The sequence below is a fragment of the Citrobacter sp. wls711 genome, from assembly GCF_005281055.1.
GTDB lineage: Bacteria > Pseudomonadota > Gammaproteobacteria > Enterobacterales > Enterobacteriaceae > Citrobacter > Citrobacter gillenii.
The window spans coordinates 296,738-320,345 of record NZ_SZXC01000025.1; the positions used below are offsets into that span (position 1 = coordinate 296,738).

23 protein-coding genes are annotated in these 23,608 nt (G+C 51.1%); 12 read left to right on the forward strand and 11 right to left on the reverse strand.

The window, feature by feature from the left end; translation table 11 throughout:
- The first annotated feature begins 65 nt into the window (after nucleotides 1-65).
- Nucleotides 66-1,532, forward strand: a complete 1,467-nt coding sequence (locus FDW98_RS11285) for a mannitol dehydrogenase family protein (RefSeq protein ID WP_096757091.1) — start codon at nucleotides 66-68, stop codon at nucleotides 1,530-1,532.
- A 76-nt stretch (nucleotides 1,533-1,608) separates the two neighbouring features.
- On the opposite strand, the gene ydfZ is transcribed toward FDW98_RS11285, so the two are convergent.
- From ydfZ to ydfG, 3 genes are all read right to left on the reverse strand, one after another.
- Complete coding sequence (gene ydfZ / locus FDW98_RS11290; protein ID WP_096757090.1) at nucleotides 1,609-1,812, reverse strand: putative selenium delivery protein YdfZ; 204 nt, start codon at nucleotides 1,810-1,812, stop codon at nucleotides 1,609-1,611.
- Between the two features lie 190 nt (nucleotides 1,813-2,002).
- Complete coding sequence (locus tag FDW98_RS11295) at nucleotides 2,003-2,689, reverse strand: GntR family transcriptional regulator (protein WP_096757089.1); 687 nt, start codon at nucleotides 2,687-2,689, stop codon at nucleotides 2,003-2,005.
- Nucleotides 2,690-2,775: 86 nt separating this feature from the next.
- Nucleotides 2,776-3,522, reverse strand: coding sequence for a bifunctional NADP-dependent 3-hydroxy acid dehydrogenase/3-hydroxypropionate dehydrogenase YdfG (gene ydfG, locus FDW98_RS11300; RefSeq protein WP_096757088.1), 747 nt, complete (start codon nucleotides 3,520-3,522; stop codon nucleotides 2,776-2,778).
- Between the two features lie 71 nt (nucleotides 3,523-3,593).
- Between ydfG and dcp the strand changes: the two genes are divergently transcribed.
- Together dcp and FDW98_RS11310 are read left to right on the forward strand one after the other, a co-directional pair.
- The gene (gene dcp / locus FDW98_RS11305; protein ID WP_096757087.1) at nucleotides 3,594-5,639 is read left to right on the forward strand and encodes a peptidyl-dipeptidase Dcp; all 2,046 of its coding nucleotides are present in this window, start codon (nucleotides 3,594-3,596) and stop codon (nucleotides 5,637-5,639) included.
- Between the two features lie 151 nt (nucleotides 5,640-5,790).
- Nucleotides 5,791-6,711 (forward strand): diguanylate cyclase, encoded by a 921-nt coding sequence (locus FDW98_RS11310; RefSeq protein ID WP_096757086.1) that lies wholly within the window; start codon nucleotides 5,791-5,793, stop codon nucleotides 6,709-6,711.
- A 284-nt stretch (nucleotides 6,712-6,995) separates the two neighbouring features.
- Here the strand turns inward: FDW98_RS11310 and mgtS are convergent, their stop codons facing one another.
- Nucleotides 6,996-7,091 (reverse strand): protein MgtS, encoded by a 96-nt coding sequence (gene mgtS / locus FDW98_RS11315; RefSeq protein ID WP_096757085.1) that lies wholly within the window; start codon nucleotides 7,089-7,091, stop codon nucleotides 6,996-6,998.
- Between the two features lie 243 nt (nucleotides 7,092-7,334).
- Nucleotides 7,335-8,522: an efflux MFS transporter YdeE gene (gene ydeE / locus FDW98_RS11320; protein WP_096757084.1), complete on the reverse strand. Its 1,188-nt coding sequence runs from the start codon at nucleotides 8,520-8,522 to the stop codon at nucleotides 7,335-7,337.
- A gap of 198 nt (nucleotides 8,523-8,720) precedes the next feature.
- Here ydeE and eamA point away from each other — a divergent pair, with 198 nt between their 5' ends.
- Nucleotides 8,721-9,620: an O-acetylserine/cysteine exporter gene (gene eamA, locus FDW98_RS11325; RefSeq protein ID WP_096757083.1), complete on the forward strand. Its 900-nt coding sequence runs from the start codon at nucleotides 8,721-8,723 to the stop codon at nucleotides 9,618-9,620.
- A 31-nt stretch (nucleotides 9,621-9,651) separates the two neighbouring features.
- On the opposite strand, the gene marB is transcribed toward eamA, so the two are convergent.
- The 3 genes from marB to marR are packed head-to-tail and all read right to left on the reverse strand — an operon-like array spanning nucleotide 9,652 to nucleotide 10,737.
- Nucleotides 9,652-9,870 carry a multiple antibiotic resistance protein MarB gene (gene marB / locus FDW98_RS11330; RefSeq protein WP_096757082.1) on the reverse strand — a complete coding sequence of 73 codons (219 nt, stop codon included), beginning with the start codon at nucleotides 9,868-9,870 and terminating at the stop codon, nucleotides 9,652-9,654.
- Between the two features lie 30 nt (nucleotides 9,871-9,900).
- Nucleotides 9,901-10,284: an MDR efflux pump AcrAB transcriptional activator MarA gene (marA, locus tag FDW98_RS11335; protein WP_138140554.1), complete on the reverse strand. Its 384-nt coding sequence runs from the start codon at nucleotides 10,282-10,284 to the stop codon at nucleotides 9,901-9,903.
- A gap of 18 nt (nucleotides 10,285-10,302) precedes the next feature.
- Nucleotides 10,303-10,737, reverse strand: coding sequence for a multiple antibiotic resistance transcriptional regulator MarR (gene marR / locus FDW98_RS11340; RefSeq protein WP_096757081.1), 435 nt, complete (start codon nucleotides 10,735-10,737; stop codon nucleotides 10,303-10,305).
- 256 nt (nucleotides 10,738-10,993) lie between these two features.
- Here marR and FDW98_RS11345 point away from each other — a divergent pair, with 256 nt between their 5' ends.
- Nucleotides 10,994-11,659, forward strand: coding sequence for a MarC family NAAT transporter (locus FDW98_RS11345; protein ID WP_096757080.1), 666 nt, complete (start codon nucleotides 10,994-10,996; stop codon nucleotides 11,657-11,659).
- A gap of 41 nt (nucleotides 11,660-11,700) precedes the next feature.
- On the opposite strand, the gene FDW98_RS11350 is transcribed toward FDW98_RS11345, so the two are convergent.
- The gene (locus tag FDW98_RS11350) at nucleotides 11,701-12,891 is read right to left on the reverse strand and encodes a sugar transporter (RefSeq protein ID WP_096757079.1); all 1,191 of its coding nucleotides are present in this window, start codon (nucleotides 12,889-12,891) and stop codon (nucleotides 11,701-11,703) included.
- 150 nt (nucleotides 12,892-13,041) lie between these two features.
- Nucleotides 13,042-13,917 (reverse strand): LysR family transcriptional regulator, encoded by an 876-nt coding sequence (locus tag FDW98_RS11355; protein ID WP_096757078.1) that lies wholly within the window; start codon nucleotides 13,915-13,917, stop codon nucleotides 13,042-13,044.
- A gap of 102 nt (nucleotides 13,918-14,019) precedes the next feature.
- On the opposite strand from FDW98_RS11355, the gene sad reads away from it, so the two are divergent.
- The 6 genes from sad (at nucleotide 14,020) to FDW98_RS11385 (ending at nucleotide 20,108) form a co-directional block, all read left to right on the forward strand.
- Nucleotides 14,020-15,408 carry a succinate-semialdehyde dehydrogenase gene (gene sad / locus FDW98_RS11360; RefSeq protein ID WP_096757077.1) on the forward strand — a complete coding sequence of 463 codons (1,389 nt, stop codon included), beginning with the start codon at nucleotides 14,020-14,022 and terminating at the stop codon, nucleotides 15,406-15,408.
- 117 nt (nucleotides 15,409-15,525) lie between these two features.
- A complete protein-coding gene (gene glsB / locus FDW98_RS11365; RefSeq protein ID WP_096757076.1) occupies nucleotides 15,526-16,452 on the forward strand; it encodes a glutaminase B in 927 nt (308 codons plus the stop codon).
- The gene (locus tag FDW98_RS11370; protein WP_096757075.1) at nucleotides 16,452-16,811 is read left to right on the forward strand and encodes a DUF4186 domain-containing protein; all 360 of its coding nucleotides are present in this window, start codon (nucleotides 16,452-16,454) and stop codon (nucleotides 16,809-16,811) included. Before glsB ends, FDW98_RS11370 begins: the two co-directional genes overlap by 1 nt.
- Before the next feature lie 81 nt (nucleotides 16,812-16,892).
- Nucleotides 16,893-17,420: an N-acetyltransferase gene (locus tag FDW98_RS11375; protein WP_096757074.1), complete on the forward strand. Its 528-nt coding sequence runs from the start codon at nucleotides 16,893-16,895 to the stop codon at nucleotides 17,418-17,420.
- 106 nt (nucleotides 17,421-17,526) lie between these two features.
- Complete coding sequence (locus FDW98_RS11380) at nucleotides 17,527-18,978, forward strand: tagaturonate reductase (protein WP_096757073.1); 1,452 nt, start codon at nucleotides 17,527-17,529, stop codon at nucleotides 18,976-18,978.
- 215 nt (nucleotides 18,979-19,193) lie between these two features.
- A complete protein-coding gene (locus tag FDW98_RS11385) occupies nucleotides 19,194-20,108 on the forward strand; it encodes a bestrophin family protein (RefSeq protein ID WP_269473705.1) in 915 nt (304 codons plus the stop codon).
- Between the two features lie 5 nt (nucleotides 20,109-20,113).
- Here FDW98_RS11385 and FDW98_RS11390 read toward each other — a convergent pair whose 3' ends face one another.
- Entirely contained in the window at nucleotides 20,114-20,497 is a 384-nt protein-coding gene (locus FDW98_RS11390; protein ID WP_096757071.1) for a GFA family protein, read from the reverse strand.
- A gap of 327 nt (nucleotides 20,498-20,824) precedes the next feature.
- Between FDW98_RS11390 and FDW98_RS11395 the strand changes: the two genes are divergently transcribed.
- Complete coding sequence (locus FDW98_RS11395; protein ID WP_096757070.1) at nucleotides 20,825-23,566, forward strand: autotransporter outer membrane beta-barrel domain-containing protein; 2,742 nt, start codon at nucleotides 20,825-20,827, stop codon at nucleotides 23,564-23,566.
- Nucleotides 23,567-23,608: the final 42 nt, after the last annotated feature.

The window sequence follows — 23,608 nt, forward strand, 5'->3', positions numbered from 1 at the left end:
AAACATACAACCATACAGGCGTTACTCTGAGACAGTCCTGATTTCATTGATAAGTAGGTCATACCATGCAAAACAAACTCTTGGCAGCTAAGGCTGCACTTCCTGACTACGATCGTAGCAAACTGGTCCCACGTATTGTTCATCTGGGGTTTGGTGCGTTTCACCGTGCGCATCAGGGTGTTTACGCAGATATCCTGGCGGCCGAGCACAACAGTGACTGGGGATATTGCGAAGTTAACCTGATCGGCGGCGAGCAGCAGATTGCCGACCTGAAACAGCAGGAGAATCTGTATACCGTCGCGGAAATGTCGGCCGATGCCTGGACGGCGAGAGTGGTTGGCGTTGTCAAAAACGCGCTGCATGCGCAGGTTGATGGTCTTGAGGCTGTTCTTGCCGCCCTGTGCGAACCGCAGGTGGCTATCGTTTCTCTCACTATTACCGAGAAAGGATACTGCCACTCCCCGGCAACTGGACAACTGATGCTGGAAAACCCGCTGATCGCCGCCGATCTGCAAAATCCGCATCAGCCCAAATCTGCGCCGGGCGTCATTGTTGAAGCGCTTGCTCGCCGCAAAGCTGCCGGTCTGGCCGCATTTACCGTGATGTCCTGCGATAACATGCCTGAAAACGGTCATGTCATGCGTAACGTGGTTACTGCGTACGCGCGTGCGGTGGATGCCGGGCTGGCAGACTGGATCGAACAGCATGTGACGTTCCCGTCGACCATGGTTGACCGTATTGTTCCTGCGGTAACGCCCGATACGCTGGATAAAATTGAACAGCTTACCGGCGTGCGCGATCCGGCGGGCGTGGCGTGTGAACCGTTCCGTCAGTGGGTGATTGAAGACAACTTTGTTGCCGGTCGTCCACAATGGGAAAAAGCAGGAGCTGAGCTGGTGGCCGATGTTATCCCGTTCGAAGAGATGAAGCTGCGTATGCTTAACGGCAGCCACTCTTTCCTCGCCTATCTCGGCTATCTGGCGGGATACCAACACATTAACGACTGTATGGGGGACGACAATTATCGTGTTGCCGCCCGTGCGCTGATGTTGCAGGAGCAGGCCCCAACGCTGAAAGTGAAAGGAGTTGATTTACAGCAGTATGCCGATCGTTTGATTGAACGTTACAGCAACCCGGCACTGCGTCACCGTACCTGGCAGATAGCGATGGACGGCAGCCAAAAACTTCCGCAGCGTATGCTCGATTCCGTACGCTGGCATCTTGTGCACGGCAGCCGTTTCGACCTGCTGGCGCTGGGTGTGGCGGGTTGGATGCGCTACGTAGGTGGCGTGGATGAACAGGGCGATGCGATTGAGATTAGCGATCCGTTACTGCCGGTTATCCAGAATGCGGTGCAGAGCAGTAAAGAGGGCGTAGAACGTGTTCAGGCGCTGCTGGCAATCGATGCTATCTTTGGTCGTGAGTTGCCGCTGGTTGAGTTGTTCAGAACCCGCGTTACCGAAGCGTATCTGGCGTTACTGGCGGAAGGGGCGAAGGTGACGGTGGCGAAGTATGCCGCGAAATTGAAGTAACGACGTAAAACGTTGATGTCGCCATCCGGCTTATACTCCAGCCAGATGGCGCGTTATTTGCTGGCACTCACACCAATCAGTTCATACCCAGACGAATCAATTCCAGAGGGGCGTATTTACCTTCACAACCCTCGATTTCCACTGTTTTCCCGCGGCGAATTTGCTCTGCGGTCAGGCCATCGGAATCAATAGCCTTGATGCGGCCAGTAATGCCAGTGTCACTGATCATGACGCGGCTGCCGGTGGTGATTGCGTTACGGTTACGATCGTATGTTTTCATGGTGGTTTCTCCTCTCCAACTTACCGTCAAAGCCCGTGGGCTTTTAGACCCACGTAACGGGCGCAATATAAATACGCTTCTCGTTAAAGAATTTTTTTGTTTTCGATCAAAATCACAGCTTTTTTTTGGCGGTTCAGAGGGGGAGATAAAGGGATGCATAAACTCACCCCGGAACGAGGTGAGGGAGTGATTAATCTTCGCTAAACCAGTCGCTATTTTCCTGACGAATCAGCTGAACAGATTCACCGATTTCCTGCAGGTGCAGCATCATCGCGCGCTCAACGGCATCGCTGTCATGCTTCTCCAGCGCGGCAAAAATGTCGTGATGCTGACGCAGGAGCATTTCCGGCGGGGAGACGTGATCGAGGCTCATATAGCGAACGCGATCGATGGTTGCCTTGATGTTTTCCACGGTGTCCCAGGCGAGCTGACAATCCGCTATTAACGCCAGCTTCTGATGAAACTCATCGTCCAGCAGGAAAAAATCGTTAAGCTGTTTACGATCAATAGCGATGCGCTGCTGATGCAGATTCTGTTCAAGCTGATAACACTGGTTGTCAGTGATCATCGACGCGGCGCGACGGGCAACCGCGCATTCAATTGCCTGGCGAACAAAACACCCATTTTGCATCTGCGACAGCGAAATCTTGTTCACGTAACTGCCACGCTGAGGACGGATCTGAATCAGGCCGTTCTCAGCCAGTTTGATGAATGCTTCGCGTACTGGCTGGCGTGATACATTAAAGCGGACGGAAACCTCTTTCTCCGAAAGCGGCGTACCGGGCGCAATCAGACACTGCACGATGTCGCGACGAAGAATACGATAAATCTGCTGATTTACCGGCTGTGTAGGGTTGAGTTGCGTTTCTACGGTCATTCATTCTTACTTTTTAGAGAGTTAACCCGAATACTTTATCACTTATTCGGTGGTATCTATACCCGGCATAAGGCCGGGTATAAAAATTAACCCCGGTGGACGCTCAAGCCTGCAAAAGACTGTGCAACAGGCATCATTTCAAGGGTGTTAATGTTGACATGCGCAGGTAATGACGCCACCCACCACACGGCTTCAGTGACATCTTCCGGCGTCAGCGCGGTGGTGTTTTCGTAGGCTTTGACGGCTTTATCATCGTCGCCTTTGAAACGTACGTTAGAGAACTCCGTACCGCCAACCAGGCCCGGTTCAATATCGGTCACGCGCACGGCAGTGCCATGCAGGTCGGTACGTAAGTTCAGGCTAAACTGGCGAACAAACGCTTTTGTTGCGCCATACACGTTACCTCCGGCATAGGGCCAGCTACCGGCGGTTGAACCGATATTGATAATATGACCACGATTACGTTCGACCATACCCGGCAGTACGGCACGGGTCATATAAATCAACCCTTTGTTGTTGGTGTCGATCATGGTTTCCCAGTCGTCAACGTTAGCCTTATGGGCCGGTTCAAGACCCAGCGCCAGACCGGCGTTGTTGACCAGAATATCTATGTTGCGCCATTCGGCTGGTAGGGCGGCCAGCATCTCTTCAATTGCGGCACGGTTACGTACGTCAAGTTGTGCGGTATACAGGTTATCGCCCAGCTCGTCTTTCAGCTCTTGCAGACGCTCATGGCGGCGTCCGGTGGCAATAACTTTATGCCCATTCTCAATAAAACGACGCGTAATGCACTCACCAAAACCTGCGGTTGCTCCGGTTACTAAAACGATCATCTCACTGTTCCTCAACGCTTTTTATGTGCTATTACCATACCACGTCAATAAATCGTTTTCAGGAGTGAAAGATGTCGTTAACGAATCCTTTTTTACGTCAAAGCACTTTGCCTTATCAGGCTCCGCCATTTGATCACATAGACGTGCATCATTACCGTCCCGCGTTTGACGAAGGTGTTCGGCAAAAGCGTGCCGAAATCGACGCCATTGTGCAAAATTCACAGCCCGCAAATTTTGCTAATACGCTGCTGGCACTTGAGCAGAGCGGGGCACTGTTAACGCGCGTCACCAGCGTGTTCTTTGCCATGACGGCAGCGCATACCAACGATGAATTACAGCGTCTTGATGAAGCGTTTTCCGCTGAGCTGGCGGCGCTGGCGAATGATATTTATCTTAACGCGGCACTTTTTGTGCGCGTAGAGGCCGTCTGGCGACAGCGTGCCGTGTTGGGACTGGATGCAGAGTCCTTACGGTTGTTGGAGATCGTCTATCAGCGTTTTGTACTGGCTGGTGCCCAATTGAATGAAGAAGACAAAGCGCGTCTCAAATTGCTGAACACCGAATCAGCCACGCTGACAAGCCAGTTCAATCAGCGCCTGCTGGCGGCGAATAAATCAGGCGCCCTGGTGGTGGATAATGTCCATCAACTGGATGGCTTAAGCCCGGAAGAGAAAACTATGGCGGCTGCAATTGCCAGGGAGAAAGGGCTTCAGGACCATTGGGTTATCCCGCTGTTGAACACCACGCAGCAGCCTGCGCTTGCCGCGTTACATGACAGGCAGACCCGTGAGACGCTGTTTACCCGTGCATGGACGCGGGCTGAAAATAATGATGCCAACGATACGCGCGCCATCGTTCAGCGGCTGGCGGAAATCCGAATGCAGCAGGCGAAGTTACTTGGTTTTGCTCATTATGCAGCGTGGAAAGTTGCCGACCAAATGGCAAAAACGTCGGAAGCAGCGCTCACTTTTATGCGCGCTATCGTTCCGGCTGCGCGTCGGAGAGTCCATGATGAACTGGCTGAAATCCAAAATGCCATAGATAAAGAGCTGGGCGATTTTAGCGTGCAGGCCTGGGACTGGGCCTATTATGCCGAACAGGTTCGCCGTGAAAAATATGCTCTTGATGAGGCACAGCTGAAACCCTATTTTGCGTTAGATACGGTGCTGAACGATGGTGTGTTCTGGACGGCAAACCAGCTCTATGGCATTACATTTATCGAGCGTTTCGACATCCCTGTATATCACCCGGATGTACGGGTATGGGAAATTTTTGACCACGACGGCACGGGGCTGGCGTTGTTCTACGGTGATTTCTTTGCCCGGGAATCAAAAAGTGGTGGCGCATGGATGGGGAATTTTGTTGAGCAATCGATGCTTAACGAAACCAGACCGGTGATTTACAACGTCTGTAACTACCAAAAACCTGCCCAGGATCAGCCCCCCTTGCTGCTGTGGGATGATGTCATTACGCTGTTCCATGAGTTTGGACACACGCTGCACGGCCTGTTTGCCAGTCAACGTTATGCCACACTCTCAGGAACCAATACCCCGCGGGATTTCGTTGAATTTCCTTCGCAAATTAATGAACACTGGGCGAGTCATCCACAGGTCTTTGCCCGCTACGCGCGCCATGTTGAAACCGGGGAAAGAATGCCAGAATCGCTGCAGGATAAGATGCAGCGGGCCAGCTTGTTTAACAAGGGCTACGATATGACCGAGTTGCTCAGTGCCGCATTACTGGATATGCACTGGCACACGTTGGAAAACCGCGAGAGGATATTGTCAGTATCGGAGTTTGAGCAGTGTGCGCTGACTGCGGAAGGGCTGAATATTTCTGCTGTACCGCCGCGTTATCGCAGCACTTATTTTGCTCATATTTTTGGTGGTGGCTATGCCGCGGGATATTACGCCTATTTATGGACGCAAATGTTGGCCGACGATGGCTATCAGTGGTTTGTCGAAAACGGTGGATTAACCCGTGAAAACGGCCAGTATTTTCGTGAGGCAATCCTCTCTCGCGGTAATAGTGCAGATTTGCATGGTCTGTATCCCGCATGGCGTGGGCGTGAACCAGGAATTAATGCAATGCTGCGCAACCGGGGATTAGAACAGTAACCGGGATAATACGGTCAGCTTACAATCTGACCGTATTATCGGTGGCCGAGACTGCGGCATATTAATTACTATTAATAAATTTACATAAATTTTCTTTATAGCCGCTAAACTATTGTCTATCAGCAATACTCACACAGGGAAAGGATTCGTGATGATGAGAAAAACGGCAGAAATAGATTCAATCTTGATGGAGTTGAATCACTCGATTGATGCGCACTATAAATGGCTAGTCAAAATGTTTCACTGCGTGGTGTCATCTGATGTCACTCAGGCGGATATTTCAGGTAAGAATTCGCACTGTGCCTGTCAATTCGGACAGTGGCTTACCCCGCGTCTGGTCAAGGATGACGCAGATTATAGTTATTTGAGTAAGATAAATGCAGCCCATGAAAAAATGCATTTATTAGGTAAGGACTTGCTATCGGTAATAGTAGAAGAACGCAGTCAGTCATGGCATTTCGATAGTTTTCAGGATGCGCTTCTGGCTTTTACGTCGGCGGTGATGGATTATAAAATACATTTACTGACTATCCGCAGTAATATCGATGTATTAACCGGTTTACCTGGACGAAGAATGCTGGATGAGTCTTTTGACCAGCAGTTACTTGACGCGCAACCGCTTAATTTATATTTATTATTGCTGAATATCGACCGTTTTAAATACGTCAATGATACCTACGGCCATCTGGTTGGTGACGTCGTACTGCGCAGTCTGGCATCAAATTTATTGTCATGGACTCGTTATGATGAGATCGCGTATCGCTACGGTGGCGAAGAGTTCATCATTCTGATCAGAACAAAAACGGATGAGCAGGCATGTCTCGCCGGGTTGCGCCTGTGTCATCTTATTGAGCAAAAAAAGATCCCTTACCCGCAGGGGGAGTTAGGCATTACGGTAACGGCTGGTCTCACCAGGGTACATCAGGGGGAAACACTGGATACGGCGCTCGGGCGTGCTGACCGAGCTATGTATGCAGGGAAACAGACCGGCAGAAACCGCTGTATGTTTATGGATAAACACGAGCAGGTCACGCGGGTTGGCGCCAACGATCGAATAACGACACAGGTGTGAACGTGAGTTTTGTTGATGTGATTCCATTTCGTTTAACGTTCATTGGGGTTGCGGATGATATGTTGGCTCACTATTCGTTATCTGTGCAGGGAATTGCCTGATAGCGTATAAAGCAAAACACAAATCTATCCATGCAAGCATTTACCGCTGGTCTATCCGGCGGTTTTTTTTGCCTGTCGTTCAGGCCTTCTTTGTGTTTGGACGCTGTGGGAACATGCAAAAAAATGGCCCCTTGCGCAGTGATACAGCAAGGGGCCGGTTCGGTTCAGGACTATCGTCGTTCATCAATCATCCCATCTGTGGCTAAAGTAGGCGGCCAGAAAACCAGAAAATAAAATAATTCCCAGAACGGCCATAAAAACATTCATATTACCCAGCATTGTCTATGCTCCTTTATTTGTGAGTTTCCTCTCTTACCTTAATTTCACCTCGTTAAGGACTATACTAGCAATTTAATCTTAAACAAAGATTGAACCAGGTGAATTATTTCGTCTGAATAGTAAAGTTATCGCGTTATTGGCAGAGAAAAATAAATAAGGATGTCAAAATATGCGGAGCAGGGAAAATATGTCGAGGTTTTCTGAAAAAGCGACAGGGCAGCACCTGCTCTGTCGCCAGAGAAATTAACAAACTACAGGCTGGCCCCAGGGTTTAGCTCGCATGCCTTTTAACATCAGCGTCCAGGCCAGAATGATGGCAATCATCAGCACCACAAACAGCGACCATGACGGCAGGGTCGTCAGAATAACGCCGCTGACTAACGGGTTAAATGCCGCGCCAAGCCAGCCCAGCGACTGGGCGGAGAAATAGCTCGCTTTCATCCCCACGGGGGCAATGTTGTCGATAAGCATATATTCGCCCGGTGCGTAAATGATTTCGCCGATGGTAAAAAACGCCGCGGAAATGCCCCACATCAGCAGACTGTTGCCGGAAAAAATAAAACCCACTAAACCCAGCACAAAGAATAATGTTCCGCCGGCCATTAACGGGCGGATGTTGGCGCTGGAAAGACGGCGCCCGACGGCATATTGCAATGTAACCACCATTGCCGCGTTGACGGGCAGGACCACGGCCACCACTTTTTCTGCGAAATCACCGTCAGCAACCACCATCACGTACTGAGAAATACAGGACGCAAATGCGCCGCCCACAAACGAGGCCAAAAACGCTGACAGGGTAAACCAGCATAACGCTTTATCGCGCAACAGTACCGAGGGGGACCAGACGGATGCGTTCAGTCCCTCGGATGGCACTTCTGAACGTTTCACCCACGTCTGGATAAATACCAACGGGAAGGCCGAGCAAAGCGCTGCCAGCCAGAACGGCAGGTTGATACTTTGCATCACCAGCAGCGTGCCGAGCGGCGGACCCACGGTCCAGCCAATGTTGAGTACTGTATAGTTAAGTGAGAAAATTTTGGTCTTGCTGGTGGCGGAGAGATTATCGGCAAACCAGGCTTTCAGCACGGTGGCAAAGACGGAGTAGGCGCAGTTGATCAGGGCAAAAAGCAACACCACTACGATAACATTATGCACCAGAGGGATCGCGATAAAGCCAGACGCAAAACCGGTAATCGCCAGCAGCATATAGCGTTTTTTATCGAACTTATCGGCCAGAATACCGAAGCCCAGGCTGAAGATAACGCCAATAGTCAGGGCGACCGTCATGGCGTAACCAATCAGATCGACGCTCAGGCCGTACTGTCGGTTGAGATAGATGGTCATAAACGGGAGCGTGGCACCCCGCCCAATCGTCAGTAATAGTGAGGAGGCGAGTAACGCGAGGGTGGATCTTCTCAGAGTGGTATTCATTTTCTTGCCCGACAATGCATGTTGTTATGTTTTTATTCAATTTCAAACAGGAATAGCACGGCAAAAGTGTGATGTACACTCAAAAAGTTGTCTGAAAATGCCCAGTTATACCTACCTGTATTAATGATCTGTTACCCGGCAACGATTTCCGCTACTTTAACTTGTTTACAAAAATTTAATGATTTCAGGGGCGGGTGAATGTCACGTAAAGACGGGTTGTTAGCACTACTGGTCGTGGTGGTATGGGGGCTAAATTTTGTCGTCATCAAAGTGGGTCTGCACAATATGCCGCCGCTGATGCTGGCAGGGCTACGTTTCCTACTGGTGGCATTTCCGGCTATTTTCTTTGTTGCCCGCCCGAAAATCCCTCTCTCATTGCTGCTCGGTTATGGCCTGACCATCAGCTTTGGCCAGTTCGCGTTTCTGTTCAGCGCCATAAAATTTGGCATGCCCGCTGGACTGGCGTCACTGGTATTGCAGGCGCAGGCATTTTTCACCATTGTGTTGGGCGCATTCGCTTTTGGTGAGCGTTTACAGGGCAAGCAACGGGTCGGCATCGCGCTGGCGGTGTTTGGTGTGCTGGTGTTGATCGAAGCCAGCCTGAATGGACAGCACGTGACAATGCTCGGTTTTATGCTGACGCTGGCGGCAGCGCTGAGTTGGGCCTGCGGCAATATCTTCAACAAGAAAATTATGCAACATGAATCCCGCCCGCCAGTGATGTCGCTGGTGGTGTGGAGTGCCTTGATCCCTATTTTACCGTTCTTTCTGGCATCTCTCGTCCTTGATGGCCCAGGGCTCATCGTACACAGCCTTATTGCTATTGATATGACGACTATTCTCTCACTGGTCTATCTGGCATTTGTGGCGACGATTGTGGGATACGGCATATGGGGTGCGTTGCTGGGACGCTATGAGACCTGGCGCGTGGCCCCGCTGTCTTTACTCGTGCCGGTGGTTGGGCTGGCGAGTGCGGCAGTGTTACTGGATGAAACGCTAAGTGGGCTGCAACTTATCGGCGCGCTGTTGATTATGGCGGGGCTGTACATCAACGTGTTTGGTTTTCGTTTGCGCAGGACTGCGCAGGCGAGGGGATAACAGTAGCCCCGCCGTGGCGGGGCATCATGACTTATAAACTGCGCATGTTGTAATAAGGCACACCCAGTTCGTCGGACTTGTCGCTACCGGCGCCCATATGATTAAAATCAAACGGGGACTGCTCCTGCGTAGGAGGCATAATTATCGCGTCGCGATTATTGGGTGTTATGGGCTGCGCGGTTTGTTCCGCCATGCTCTGGCCCGAAACAACAAGCAGCAGGGCCAGCATTGCAGATGACAGAAGTTTCATGATTTCCTCGGTTACGTCTTTATCAGGCGATTAGCAGTTACATTGATTCAGCGGATGCAAATACCGGGATTCGCCGTGCATATTTGTCATACGGTACTTATGGGGTGGCACATCAAAATAGTTTTTGAAGGTCCGGGTCAGCGTTTGCTGAGACTCAAAGCCATAACGCTCCGCCAGGTAGAGGATCGGTTCGTTACTTTCTTTTAATTTTTGCGCTATTTCAGTCATTTTGCGGCTGCGGATGTATTGACCTAATGAATGGCCGGTTTCTTTTTTAAACATCCGTTGCAGGTGCCATTTGGAGTAACCTGAACGCTCTGACACCTTTTCCAGTGACAGCGGTGATTCAAGGTTATTCTCGATCCAGTCCAAAATGCTATGAATAGTGATTGTGTCAGTATTGCGTCTGGACATCGTCATACCTCTTTCTGTTTACGGCAGGATTTTCTTAAGCAAATGCTCAAGTGTTGCCACTTCGTCCGCCGTTAAGTTTTTTGTTAGTTCCTGGTGCAGGTCTTGCCCGACTAATTGATGGCACTGCTCACAAATTGTCGCGCCATGCTCGGTGAGTTTCACCAGCACGCCGCGTTTGTCATGTGGATTAGGAAGTCTTTCAATCCAGCCTTTACAGGCCAGTCTGTCGAGCATACGCGTCAGCGCACCAAGATCGACAGACAGCACTTTTTTCAATTCAACAGGGGTGATGCACACCGCGCAGCGGATGGAGCAAAGCACCTTAAACTGCGATGCCGTGATATCCAGCGGTGACAGGTAGTCGTTTAGCAAACGATCTTTTTTCTGATTAACCATATAGATCAAACGGCCCAGTGGGATGATTTCGTTGAACAGATCACTGGTGTTTTTCACAATGGTTGCCCTGGCAAGTAGTTAGTCACGGCTGATATTATTGCTTAGGCAAATATAAGTCAAATGAATGGGTTGGCAAATGCCACGTTTTGCTAAAACGTCAGCACCTGGCTAACCGTACGTTCGTTTCAATATTTTGATTTCACAGGCTTATGCGTAGAGGAGAAAAATGAATCCTTACATCGCGAAAATGGCTTAAACAGGTGTTTTCACCGTATACTTGCCGTTGACGATTAACGCACAGGAAAGATGAATTATGATGGATTTGTTTAAGGCCATAGGTCTGGGACTGGTAGTCCTGTTACCGTTGGCGAACCCGTTAACCACCGTGGCGTTGTTCCTCGGCCTTGCCGGCAATATGAACAGCGCAGAGCGTAACCGTCAGTCATTAATGGCGTCTGTCTACGTGTTTGCCATCATGATGGTGGCGTACTATGCCGGGCAGGTGGTGATGAATACCTTCGGGATTTCGATTCCCGGATTGCGTATTGCTGGTGGGTTAATCGTTGCGTTTATCGGCTTTCGGATGCTGTTCCCGCAGCAGAAGGCGCACGACTCTCCGGAAGCGAGAAGTAAGTCAGAAGAACTTGTAGACGAACCGACGGCTAATATTGCCTTCGTGCCGCTGGCAATGCCCAGTACTGCCGGTCCGGGTACCATTGCGATGATCATCAGTTCGGCCTCGACCGTACGTCAAGGCTCTGAGTTTCCGGACTGGGTTATTATGGTCGCTCCACCGATTATTTTTGCGGTGATCGGGGTTATTCTGTGGGGCTGCCTGCGCAGTTCAGGCGGAATTATGCGTCTGGTCGGCAAAGGGGGCATTGAAGCGATTTCCCGTCTGATGGGCTTTTTGCTGGTGTGTATGGGCGTGCAATTTATTATTAATGGCGTACTGGAAATTATCAAAACCTACGCTTAAAAAAAGGGTCCGGTATAGTCTACCGGACCCTTTTTTTATGGCTAGTTAGGCTGTTCTTCCAGCGCGACCGGCCACTTGCGAAAGATAATCACGGACCATATCAGCGCAGCCAGTGCGGGTATCGCACCGATGTAACCGATTGTGGACATCGACCAGTGCAAACTGACCTGATTTCCCACCAGTGCGCCCGCGCCGATACCCAGATTAAAGATCCCGGAAAACAGCGCCATGGCAACGTCGGTGGCATCGGGTGCCAGCGCAAGCACTTTCACCTGCATCCCCAGACCTATCACCATAATGGCCACACCCCAGAAAATACTCAGTATGGCGAGGTGCATCTCGCTGTCAGCGGCTGGTAATAGCAGCACCAGGCACACCGTCAGTAACGCAATAGCCGCACTTATCAGCCCGGATGCATGCTGATTACCCAGCTTGCCAAAGATGAGGCTGCCGATAATGCCCGCCGCACCCAGAACCAGTAACAACACGGTCGCAAAATTGGCACTCAGTCCGGCAACGGTCTGAACAAAGGGTTCTATATAGCTGTAAGCCGTGTAGTGCGCGGTCACCACAATCACTGTTAGCAAATAAATGCTCATCAGCGCCGGGCGGCGAAACAGCAGCGGCAGGCTTTTTAGCGAGCCGGAATGCTCACTGGGTAGTTTTGGCAGCAGTTTAATCAGACAGAGCAAGGTGACTAATGCGGCGACGCCGATAGCGAAGAAGGTTGTGCGCCAGCCAAAATACTGGCCGACGATACGGCCAATAGGCAGACCCAGCACCATCGCCAGCGCGGTCCCGGTAGCAATCAGGCTCAACGCCTGCGCACGTTTGCCGGCGGGTGCCATGCGAATCGCTAATGACGCGGTAATCGACCAGAAAATGGCGTGTGCGAAGGCAATACCAATACGGCTAATGACCAGCACGGTAAAGTTCCATGCCAGGAAAGAGAGCACATGACTGGCGATAAACAGCGCGAAAAGGCAAATCAGAAGTTTGCGTCGCTCTACCTGACTGGTAAGCAGCATAAACGGCAGTGACATCAGGGCAACGACCCAGGCATAGATGGTCAGCATGATCCCGACCTGCGCTGTTTGCATATTAAAGCTTTGCGCGATGTCGGAGAGCAAACCGACGGGAACAAACTCCGTGGTATTGAAAATAAAAGCGGCAATAGCCAGCGTAACGACCCGTAGCCACGCGACCTTGCGGGAAACAGTGTGTGTTGTCATATCAAATAAATTGGATTAGCTGCGAAAAGATGAGGTCACGATCTTAAAACGGTTACTGGTGAAAACACAATCATTTCGTGATTCAAATCACATTTTTACGCCTGATGCCTGGAAAGGAGGGCCGGGTGAGCTTGCGTCACCCGGCGTCAGCTAATCTGCATTCTGCGCCAGTTGGGGGTTCAACACCTCAATAAATGCTTCCAGCTGTCGCGTCATCGCTCCCCGACGCCAGACCAGCCATGTATTGAGCCAACGCCAGTTTTCACTCAACGGCCAGGCGTTAACTTGATGGTGTCCCGGCATACTTTCCAGCATCGATCGTGGAATCAGCGCAATTCCCGCCCCGGCAATCACGCAGGCGAGCATGCCGTGATACGACTCCATTTCATGGATGGTGCCCGGCATTGCGCGATCGGCGTGAAACCAGCTTTCAAAATGGCGGCGGTAAGAGCAGTTCGCGCGAAAGGCATAAATACTGCAGCCGTTGACGTCGCTGGCCCGCTGTATGGGGGCGTGTCCGTGAGGGGTAACGATCATCATCTCCTCACGGTAGACCGGCATGCCTTCCAGTCCCGGGTGGGTGATCGGGCCATCGACAAAGGCGGCGCTCAGCGTCCCCTCCAGTACACCGTCCAGCATGGTGCCTGAAGGCCCGGTAGCCAACGCAAACTGGATTTTAGGGTAGCGTCGATTATATTCAGCCAGCGTCGCGGGAATGCGTACGGCCGCGGTGCTTTCCAGCGAACCGAGAGAGAACAGTCCCTGCGGCTCATCGCCAGCAACGACCATGCGTGCTTCCTCTACCAGGGCAAGGATCCGCTGGCTATAGCGCAAAAAATTGTGCCCGGACGGGGAAAGTCGCAGGCGCTGGTTTTCACGAATAAACAGATCGACGCCAAGGTCGGCTTCAAGCTGGCGAATACGCGTGGTGAGATTGGACGGCACACGATGTACCTTCGCGGCGGCCTGCGTAATGCTGCCGGTTTCCGCCACCGCATTGAACATTTCCAGTTGCGTCAGATCCATTATTTTTCTCTATTCGTGAATGGTGTAGTTAATATTATTCATTTTTCAGAAAGAGTAAATACGCTCATGATATGACCATACCCTGCAAAAAGAGAGACAGCTATGACCATCACATCAGCAACACATGCGATTTCCGTCAATCCTGTGAACGGCGAAAGGTTAACGGCGATGCCGTGGGCTAGTCGGGATGAGATTGCCCATGCGCTTGATCTGGCCGCCAGTGGATTTAATGAATGGAAACACACCACCGTGGCGCATCGGGCGCAGATGCTGCGCAAGGTTGGGCACGCTCTGCGCCAGCGTGCGGAAGAGATGGCACAGTGTATCTCACGGGAAATGGGGAAACCGATAAAACAGGCTCGTGCAGAAGTGGCGAAATCCGCGGCGCTGTGTGACTGGTATGCAGAGCATGGACCTTTGATGCTTAATCCTGAACCAACACAGGTGGAGAATAACCAGGCGGTGATCGAATATCGTCCTCTGGGCACTATTCTGGCTGTTATGCCGTGGAACTTCCCGCTGTGGCAGGTCATGCGCGGTGCAGTGCCTATTTTATTGGCCGGGAATGGTTACCTGTTAAAGCATGCACCGAATGTAACCGGGTGTGCCGGTATTATTGCGCAGGCGTTTGCTGATGCCGGTATCCCGCAGGGGGTATATGGCTGGGTGAATGCCGATAACTCGGGCGTTAGCCAGATAATCAACGATCCGCGTATTGCCGCCGTTACGGTAACGGGAAGTGTGCGAGCCGGGGCGGCAATTGGTGCTCAGGCGGGGGCGGCGCTGAAGAAATGCGTGCTTGAACTGGGTGGATCCGATCCGTTCATTGTCCTTAACGATGCTGACCTCGATCTGGCCGTGAAGGCGGCAGTCGCCGGTCGTTATCAGAATACCGGGCAGGTTTGTGCGGCAGCGAAACGTTTTATTGTTGAGGAAGGGATTGCGGCAGAATTTACTCAGCGTTTTGTGGCGGCGGCCAGTGCGCTAAAAATGGGCGATCCTCTGAATGAGGAAAACGATCTCGGCCCAATGGCACGCGTTGATCTGCGTGATGAACTGCATCAGCAAGTTGAGGCTTCGCTGGCTCAAGGGGCGACGTTGTTACTCGGTGGCGAAAAAATTGCCGGAAAAGGTAACTACTATACCATCACGGTTCTTGGTGACGTGACACCTGAGATGACCGCTTTCCGCCAGGAATTGTTCGGCCCGGTAGCAGCAATTACCGTAGCGAAGAACGCAGAGCATGCGTTAGTACTGGCGAATGAGAGTGATTTTGGCTTGTCGGCAACGATTTTCACCGCTGATGAGACACTGGCGCAGAATATGGCTGCACGCCTGGAATGTGGCGGGGTATTTATCAATGGTTATAGTGCCAGTGATGCCCGCGTTGCGTTTGGCGGGGTGAAGAAAAGCGGCTTTGGTCGGGAGCTTTCGCACTTTGGCCTGCATGAGTTTTGTAACGTGCAGACCGTCTGGAAAAACCGTATCTAATCTTCAGGGTGTCTCCACACGGGACACCCGTCCACGCATATCATCTGCATCCTGACGCGGTGCATTCAGCTCTGTTATACTCGCAGGCCTTTCAGACCTGCGAGCAAGGAGCATGTTGTGGCCAGGGCCATGGACAATTCAATCTTAGAAACCATTGTGCAGCAGGTTCGCCCGCTGATTGGTCAGGGGAAGGTCGCTGACTACATCCCCGCATTAGCCTCCGTTGATGGTTCCAAACTGGGTATTGCCATTTGTACCGTTGATGGTCAGCACTATCAGGCGGGCGATGCGCAAGAACGTTTTTCAATTCAGTCGATCTCGAAGGTGCTCAGTCTGGTGGTGGCGATGCGTCATTATCAGGAAGATGAGATCTGGCAGCGAGTAGGCAAAGATCCGTCAGGACATCCGTTTAACTCTCTGGTACAGCTGGAAATGGAGCAAGGAATACCGCGCAACCCGTTTATTAATGCCGGGGCGCTGGTGGTTTGCGACATGCTGCAGGGGCGTCTGAGTGCGCCACGCCAACGCATGCTCGAAGTCGTACGGGCGCTAAGCGGTGTGCCGGATATCGCCTATGATGCGACAGTTGCCCGCTCTGAGTTTGAGCATTCGGCACGTAATGCGGCCATTGCCTGGCTGATGAAATCCTTTGGCAATTTTCAACATGATGTAGCCACCGTTCTGCAAAACTATTTCCACTACTGTGCGCTGAAAATGAGCTGCGTGGAGCTGGCGCGTACCTTTGTCTTTCTGGCTAATCAGGGGCATGCCTTTCATCTCAATGAACCGGTGGTGACACCGATGCAGGCCCGACAAATTAATGCGCTGATGGCGACCAGTGGTATGTACCAGAACGCCGGTGAATTTGCGTGGCGAGTAGGGCTGCCGGCAAAATCCGGGGTGGGGGGCGGTATCGTGGCGATTGTGCCGCATGAAATGGCGATAGCGGTCTGGAGCCCGGAACTGGATCCGGCAGGGAATTCACTGGCAGGTATTGCGGTGCTGGAACAGTTAACCCAACAGATGGGGCGTTCGGTTTACTGATGAACTCGCTCGAACCTCTTTTTTCCCGACTAGCGAAATCGAGTTTTCGTTTGCGATTTCGCCTCGGTGACAAAGAACGACGTTATTGTATAGAGAAAGGCGCGCCGGTGATTGAACAACATGCCGCCGATTTTATTGCTAAACGCCTGGCGCCTGCCTTCCCGGTCAATGACGGTAAGCAGACGCCAATGCGCGGGCATCCGGTGTTTATTGCCCAGCACGCGACGGCAACCTGCTGTCGCGGGTGTCTGGCAAAATGGCATGATATTCCGCAAGGGCAGGCGCTAAGTGCAGAACAACAACGTTACGTTGTCACGGTAATTTATCACTGGATAGTACGCCAAATGAATCAGCCATAGATAACACAATCCTATGATAAGACCCCTTGTGTTGCGAAAAAGTTAAACGCACTATCAAGGGGTTAATCTAAGGAGAAAAACATGGCTTCTGTTACACCCTGCGTCGTGCTCAGCGCACAACAAATTCTGTCGAGAATCGACGAACTTTGCGACATCCTCGAACAGTGCGTGAATGACGGCGCATCTGTGAGTTTTATACACCCCTTCAACCGTGATAAGTCACTGCCGTTCTGGACCGGCGTCGCGCAAAGCGTCGTCCGTGGCGAGAAAATTGTGCTGGCGGCTGAGAACGCGAAAGGTACTCTGGTAGGGACTGTTCAACTTATTATCGATCAACCTGAAAACCAGCCGCATCGTGCCGACGTCGCCAAATTACTGGTGCATCCGCCTGCACGACGGACAGGTATCGCCAGGGAACTGATGAACGCGCTGGAAACGTGTGCGCGTCAACAGCGTAAAACCATGCTGGTGCTCGACACGGCCACCGGTAGCGGTGCGGAGTTGTTCTACCACAATTGTGGCTGGCAAAAAGCTGGCATGATCCCCGACTACGCCCAAATGCCGGACGGAACGCTGACGGGCACCACACTTTTCTATAAATCACTGTAATTTGTTACCGGGGATTGATCAAAACAGGGTTTCAAGGTATTAAAGTTTGCTAACCTATTGGACCAATTCAATCAGGTTGTATGACTAATCAAAAAGGGAACCCATTGTGCAAACACTAAATCGTCGCGATTTTCCCGGTGCTCACTATCCTGAACGCATCATTCAGTTTGGTGAAGGAAACTTCCTGCGCGCCTTTGTTGACTGGCAAGTTGATTTACTGAATGAACATACCGATCTGAATTCTGGTGTGGTCATTGTTCGTCCTATCGAAAGTACATTTCCGCCATCACTGAGCACGCAGGATGGTCTCTACACTACCATCATTCGTGGTCTGAATGAAAAGGGCGAGGCCGTCAGCGACGCGCGTTTAATTCGCTCGGTTAACCGTGAAATCAGCGTCTATAGCGAATACGATGAGTTCCTGAAACTGGCGCATAACCCTGATATGCGTTTTGTTTTCTCCAATACAACGGAAGCCGGGATCAGTTATCACGCGGGCGACAAGTTCGACGATGCGCCTGCGGTAAGCTATCCGGCCAAATTGACCCGCCTGCTGTTTGAGCGTTACAGCCATTTTGACGGCGCGCTGGATAAAGGCTGGATAATCATTCCTTGCGAACTGATTGATTACAACGGCGATGCGCTGCGTGAACTGGTGCTGCGTTATGCGCAGGAGTGGGCGTTGCCGGACGCGTTCGTGCAGTGGCTGGACAAGGCTAACGCATTTTGTTCTACGCTGGTGGACCGCATCGTTACCGGTTACCCTCGTGACGAAGTGGCCACGCTGGAAGCCGAGCTGGGTTATCACGATGCATTCCTCGATACTGCAGAGCACTTCTACCTGTTTGTGATTCAGGGGCCGAAGTCATTAGCGACTGAACTGCGTCTGGACAAATATCCGCTGAATGTACTGATTGTTGATGATATTAAGCCGTACAAAGAGCGTAAAGTTGCCATCCTTAACGGTGCGCACACCGCGCTGGTACCGGTAGCCTACCAGGCAGGGCTAGACACGGTGGGTGAAGCGATGAATGACGCAGAGATTTGTGCTTTTGTCGAAAAAGCCATTTACGAAGAGATCATTCCGGTGCTCGATTTACCACGTGATGAGCTGGCATCATTCGCCAGCGCGGTGACCGGACGTTTCTGCAACCCGTACATCAAGCATCAGCTGTTGTCGATTGCCCTGAACGGAATGACCAAATTCCGCACGCGTATTTTGCCGCAGTTGCTGGCAGGGCAGCAGGCCAATGGTCAATTGCCGGCGCGTCTGACGTTTGCGCTGGCGGCGTTGATTGCTTTCTATCGTGGCGAGCGTAACGGTGAGTCTTATCCTGTTCAGGATGATGCCCACTGGATTGAGCGCTTCCAGCTGCTATGGAGTCAGCACCACGATCGTCAAATAAGCACGCAAGCGTTGGTCCACTCAGTACTGGCGGTCAACGAGCACTGGGAGCAGGATCTGACGCAGGTTCCCGGTCTGGTTGAACAGGTTTCTGCCGATCTGGACGCCATTCTGTCCAACGGTATGCGCGAAGCCGTGAAGCCACTGTGCTAAAATAGTCACATAGTTACCCGGTTTAGGCCGGGTTTTTTATACCTGTTTATTAGTTACAACATACAGTGTGTTTCTTAAATTCAGTTACCGTCTGAGACGGTAGCGCCTCATTTGTTCAGACAGGTAAAAAGGCGGGATTTAGTGCGGTGAGGTGCTTGCAACATTGATCGCGATCACGTTTAATGGCGCGGCTTTCACATTTTCCGAAGATAACTATGATTGTTCGACCTCAACAACACTGGCTGCGTCTGATATTCGTCTGGCATGGTTCAGTGTTATCGAAGATTTTCTCGCGCCTGCTGCTGAATTTTCTGCTTTCCATTGCCGTTATCATCATGCTGCCATGGTATACGCTGCTGGGTATCAAATTTACCCTGGCACCATTCAGTATCCTGGGCGTCGCTATTGCTATCTTTTTAGGCTTCCGCAACAACGCCTGTTACTCGCGCTATGTTGAGGCTCGACACCTGTGGGGACAATTAATGATTGCCTCCCGTTCGCTACTGCGTGAAGTAAAAAACACATTACCGGACGACGTCGAGCTGGGGCAGTTTGTACGTCTGCAAATCGCCTTTGCCCACTGTTTACGCATGACCTTGCGTCGTAACCCGCAGGCGGAACCATTAGCGAAATATCTCAGTGCCGCAGATTTGCAAACTGTCTTTGCCTGCCAATCACCGGCCAACCGTATTCTGCTGTTGATGGGGGAGTGGTTAGCCGTACGCAGGCGTAATGGCGAGCTATCTGACATATTATTTCACAGTTTAAACAATAGATTAAATGATATGTCGGCGGTACTTGCAGGTTGTGAGCGGATTGCTAATACACCGGTGCCATTTGCCTATACCTTGATCCTGCATCGCACGGTCTATCTGTTTTGTATCATGCTGCCATTCGCATTGGTGGTCGATCTGCACTATATGACGCCGTTCATTTCCGTGCTGATTTCATATACGTTCATTTCTCTCGACACGTTGGCAGAAGAGCTTGAAGACCCGTTCGGCACGGAAAATAACGACTTGCCGCTGGATGCGATTTGTAATGCGATTGAAATTGATTTGCTGCAAATGAACGATGAAACGACTGTACCTGCTAAACATATGCCCGATAAGCACTATCAGCTGACATAACCGAATCAATTTTCGCCATGTCCTTTTTGCCACCATACCGGCATCATATCGGAAAAAGAGTGAAACTGTGGCGCCAGACTCTCATCATTGGGATCGTCAAATCCCCCGGCTAACAGGGCAATAATCGGGGCGTCATCGATGGCGCCCACGGAACTACCACACTGTGGACAAAAGGCTCGGCTGGATATTTCTGATGATCGCCAGGTCGCTGGTTGCCCCGCAATGCCCGTCCATTCTACGTTTTCAGCGTTAAATTCAATCCACACTACGGTGGGCGCACCCGTATGTCTGCGGCAAATATCACAGGAGCAGGAATGTGAATTATTAGGGGTCGTTGCGGTAAAACGAACCGAACCACACAGGCAACCGCCAGAATAGATTTTAGACATGACGGCTCTCGTCAGCGAAACGTTATCTGACACTAGCAGATGACAAGCCTCGCCACTAGAAGCACATCTTAAAAAAGCGATGGCACGCATATGCGATACCCGCTGTAAAGATAAAAAAGACCATTAAATGAACGACAACCTGTGATTGTCAATACGAAGGCTTATTTATCTCCGCGGAGCGTAAGGCCATTCACAGAATAGATCATTGTCTCGATAAAACCGTTGAAAGTGTAATCATGGCGTTCGTATAAAAAATCCATGTCGTCAGGAGGATTAACCTGCTGACGCTTTAAAAGGATGTACGCACGATAATCAGGAGGATTATCTATGAAAAACTTTCAGCTAATGCCTGCAAAATGCCCCGGCCGATTAGCGATTATTCCCGGACTGCTGTTAGCGTCAACAGGTCTGCTGGTACCCGTAGACGCCATCGCAGAGGAACTGCTCTGTGAACGTGAATCCGCCGCGTTATGCACGGAAAATAAAAGTAAAACTACACTGCAAGCCAGCCGCGTATTATTGGCGGCCCAACCGTATACACCCGCCAATGCCACCAGTGATGCGATCATTAATAATAACGCCAGTGTTCTGTTATCAAATACTGAAAATACTGACGACGTCTGGAATACTTTTCGTGGTCTGATTGTTGGTAAAGATTCTGCAGGTGCGTTGGTCATTGATGGGCGCCAAATTTCTTCGCTTACAGGCTCAATTGGTCGGGGAAGTGCCGGCATTGTGACCCTGACCAATGGGGCAATCTGGATACTGAAAGGGGGAAATCTTGTTTTAGGGACTAACAGCGGCAGTGGCCGCTTATTGGTGGAGCTTGGCAGCAAAATTAGCGGAATTAATGAACTCCGCATCGGCGAATTTTATGCCGGTGCCTACGGCAGCGTCATGATTGACGGAACGGGATCTACCGTTAAAACGAACTGGGTCGTAGTGGGCGATCAGGACACCGGCAAGCTCGATATTCTTAATGGTGGGCAGCTGGTCGCAACCGAACACATGAATATCGGCTATGTTGGTAAAACAGATCGCAATAACTTGTTTGGTAACGGTGCCGTCAGGGTTGATGGTGAGGATTCGTTACTGGATATCGCTAAGCCGATTTTGTTAGGGGGATACGGAACCGGCAACAATGATGCACGCGGCGTGCTAACCGTGAGTAATGGTGGCACGGTAAAATCCGGGAAGTATTTATGGTTAGGCGTCGGTAAGGGAAGTACAGGCATTGTCAACGTAGGGTCTGAAGAGGGGGACGTCGCGCAGCGCGCTGGCGTCATTAACGTTCCGTGGATCTATCTTGGCGATACTGCCGACAATACCAGCACCGTTCAACTGAATTTTAATCATAACAGTGACGATTTTTCACTCGCAGCAGATATAACCGGACGTGGTCAGGTCAATCATAATGGTCCGGGAACTACATTATTGTCGGGAAATAATGCCTACACGGGCACCACGTCGCTACGCAACGGTACGCTGCGGGCTGGCAGCACGGATGCCTTTAGCCGCAACTCAGATTTCACTGTGGATGAGACGGCGACTGTCGATCTGAATGGTTTTAGTCAGACTATCCGCTCGCTGTCGCTCGACGGTATGCTCAGTTTTGGCCAGCCGGGAACGGACGAGGCACTAAAACGTTCCAATAGTATCCTGACCATTAGCGGTAATTACAGCAGCAACAACGGTTTTCTTATCCTCAATACAATAGAAGAAGATGCCGTGCAACAAAAAGCGGTGGTGAACCAACTTCATGTGATGGGGAATACATCAGGGACCACCCGTGTCGCTTTGCAGGTACTGGGCAGCCAGACGGTCAGTAATCTCAATGGTGCACGGGTAGTGCGGGTGGATGGCGAGTCAGGTGGTGAGTTTGTTGCAGTTGGCCGTTTGATCGCGGGCGCCTATGATTACGCGCTACTGCGGGGAAATAATACGGATGATTCCGCACTCATTCCTGATTCGAATCATTGGTATTTGACCAATACGTGGACTCCTTCTGAAGAACCGATACGCGATCCAGAAGAACCGGCTATTGATCCCGACACACCGGTGTTACCTGTCCAACAAGAAGAACCCGCATCTCACGATTCGGTTTTACGCCCTGAATTAGGCGCCTACCTTGCGAATAAATCGGCGGGAAATACGCTGTTTACGACACGTTTGCACGATCGCCTGGGCGAAAGTCACTATATTGACCCCATAACGGGTGAGCCAGACGTGACCAGCATGTGGTTACGCAACGTCGGTGGGCATACCCGGTTTCGTGATAGTAGCGGGCAGCTGAAGACGCAAAGTAACCGTTATGTTCTGCAAATAGGTGGTGAGGTCGCACAATGGAGTTCAGGCGAGGTTGAACGCTGGCATCTGGGCGTCATGTTCGGCTACGCAAACAGCCAAAGTAATACGCGGTCAGACGTCAGCCATTACCGCGCTGACGGTTCGATATCAGGTTACAGCGCCGGATTGTACGCAACCTGGTATGCCAACAATGTGGAGAAAAGCGGGGGATATCTTGACAGCTGGATGCTTTATAACTGGTTTGATAACACCGTTCGCGGTGAAAAACTGGCGACAGAGAAATATCGCTCACGGGGAGTGACCGCCTCGCTTGAAGCAGGATATGCCTTTAAGTTGAAGGAGACGGCACGCCTGAGTTACTGGCTACAACCTCAGGTTCAGTTGACCTGGATGGACGTATCGTCTGACGATCATCAGGAGGCAAACGGCACCGTGATCAGAGATAAAGGCAAAGGGAATCTGCAAAGCCGGTTGGGGGGTAAAGTGTATTTGCGAGGCTATAACCAACGCGATGAAGGAAAAGGCCGGCTTTTTCAGCCATTTATTGAAACTAACTGGCTTCATAATTCCCGAAATTTTTCGATATCAATGAATGAAATACAGGGTGACGTTGATGGCGCAAAAAATATCGTTGAACTCAGAGCTGGTGTTGAAGCGAAAGTAAATACGCGTCTGCACCTTTGGGGAAACGTAGGTCAACAAATTGGCGACAGTGGTTACAGTGATTCTCAGGCAATGTTCGGTGTGAAGGTGTTATTCTGACAACACCCCGCATCCTAAATCAGGATGCGGGGTGTTTATATC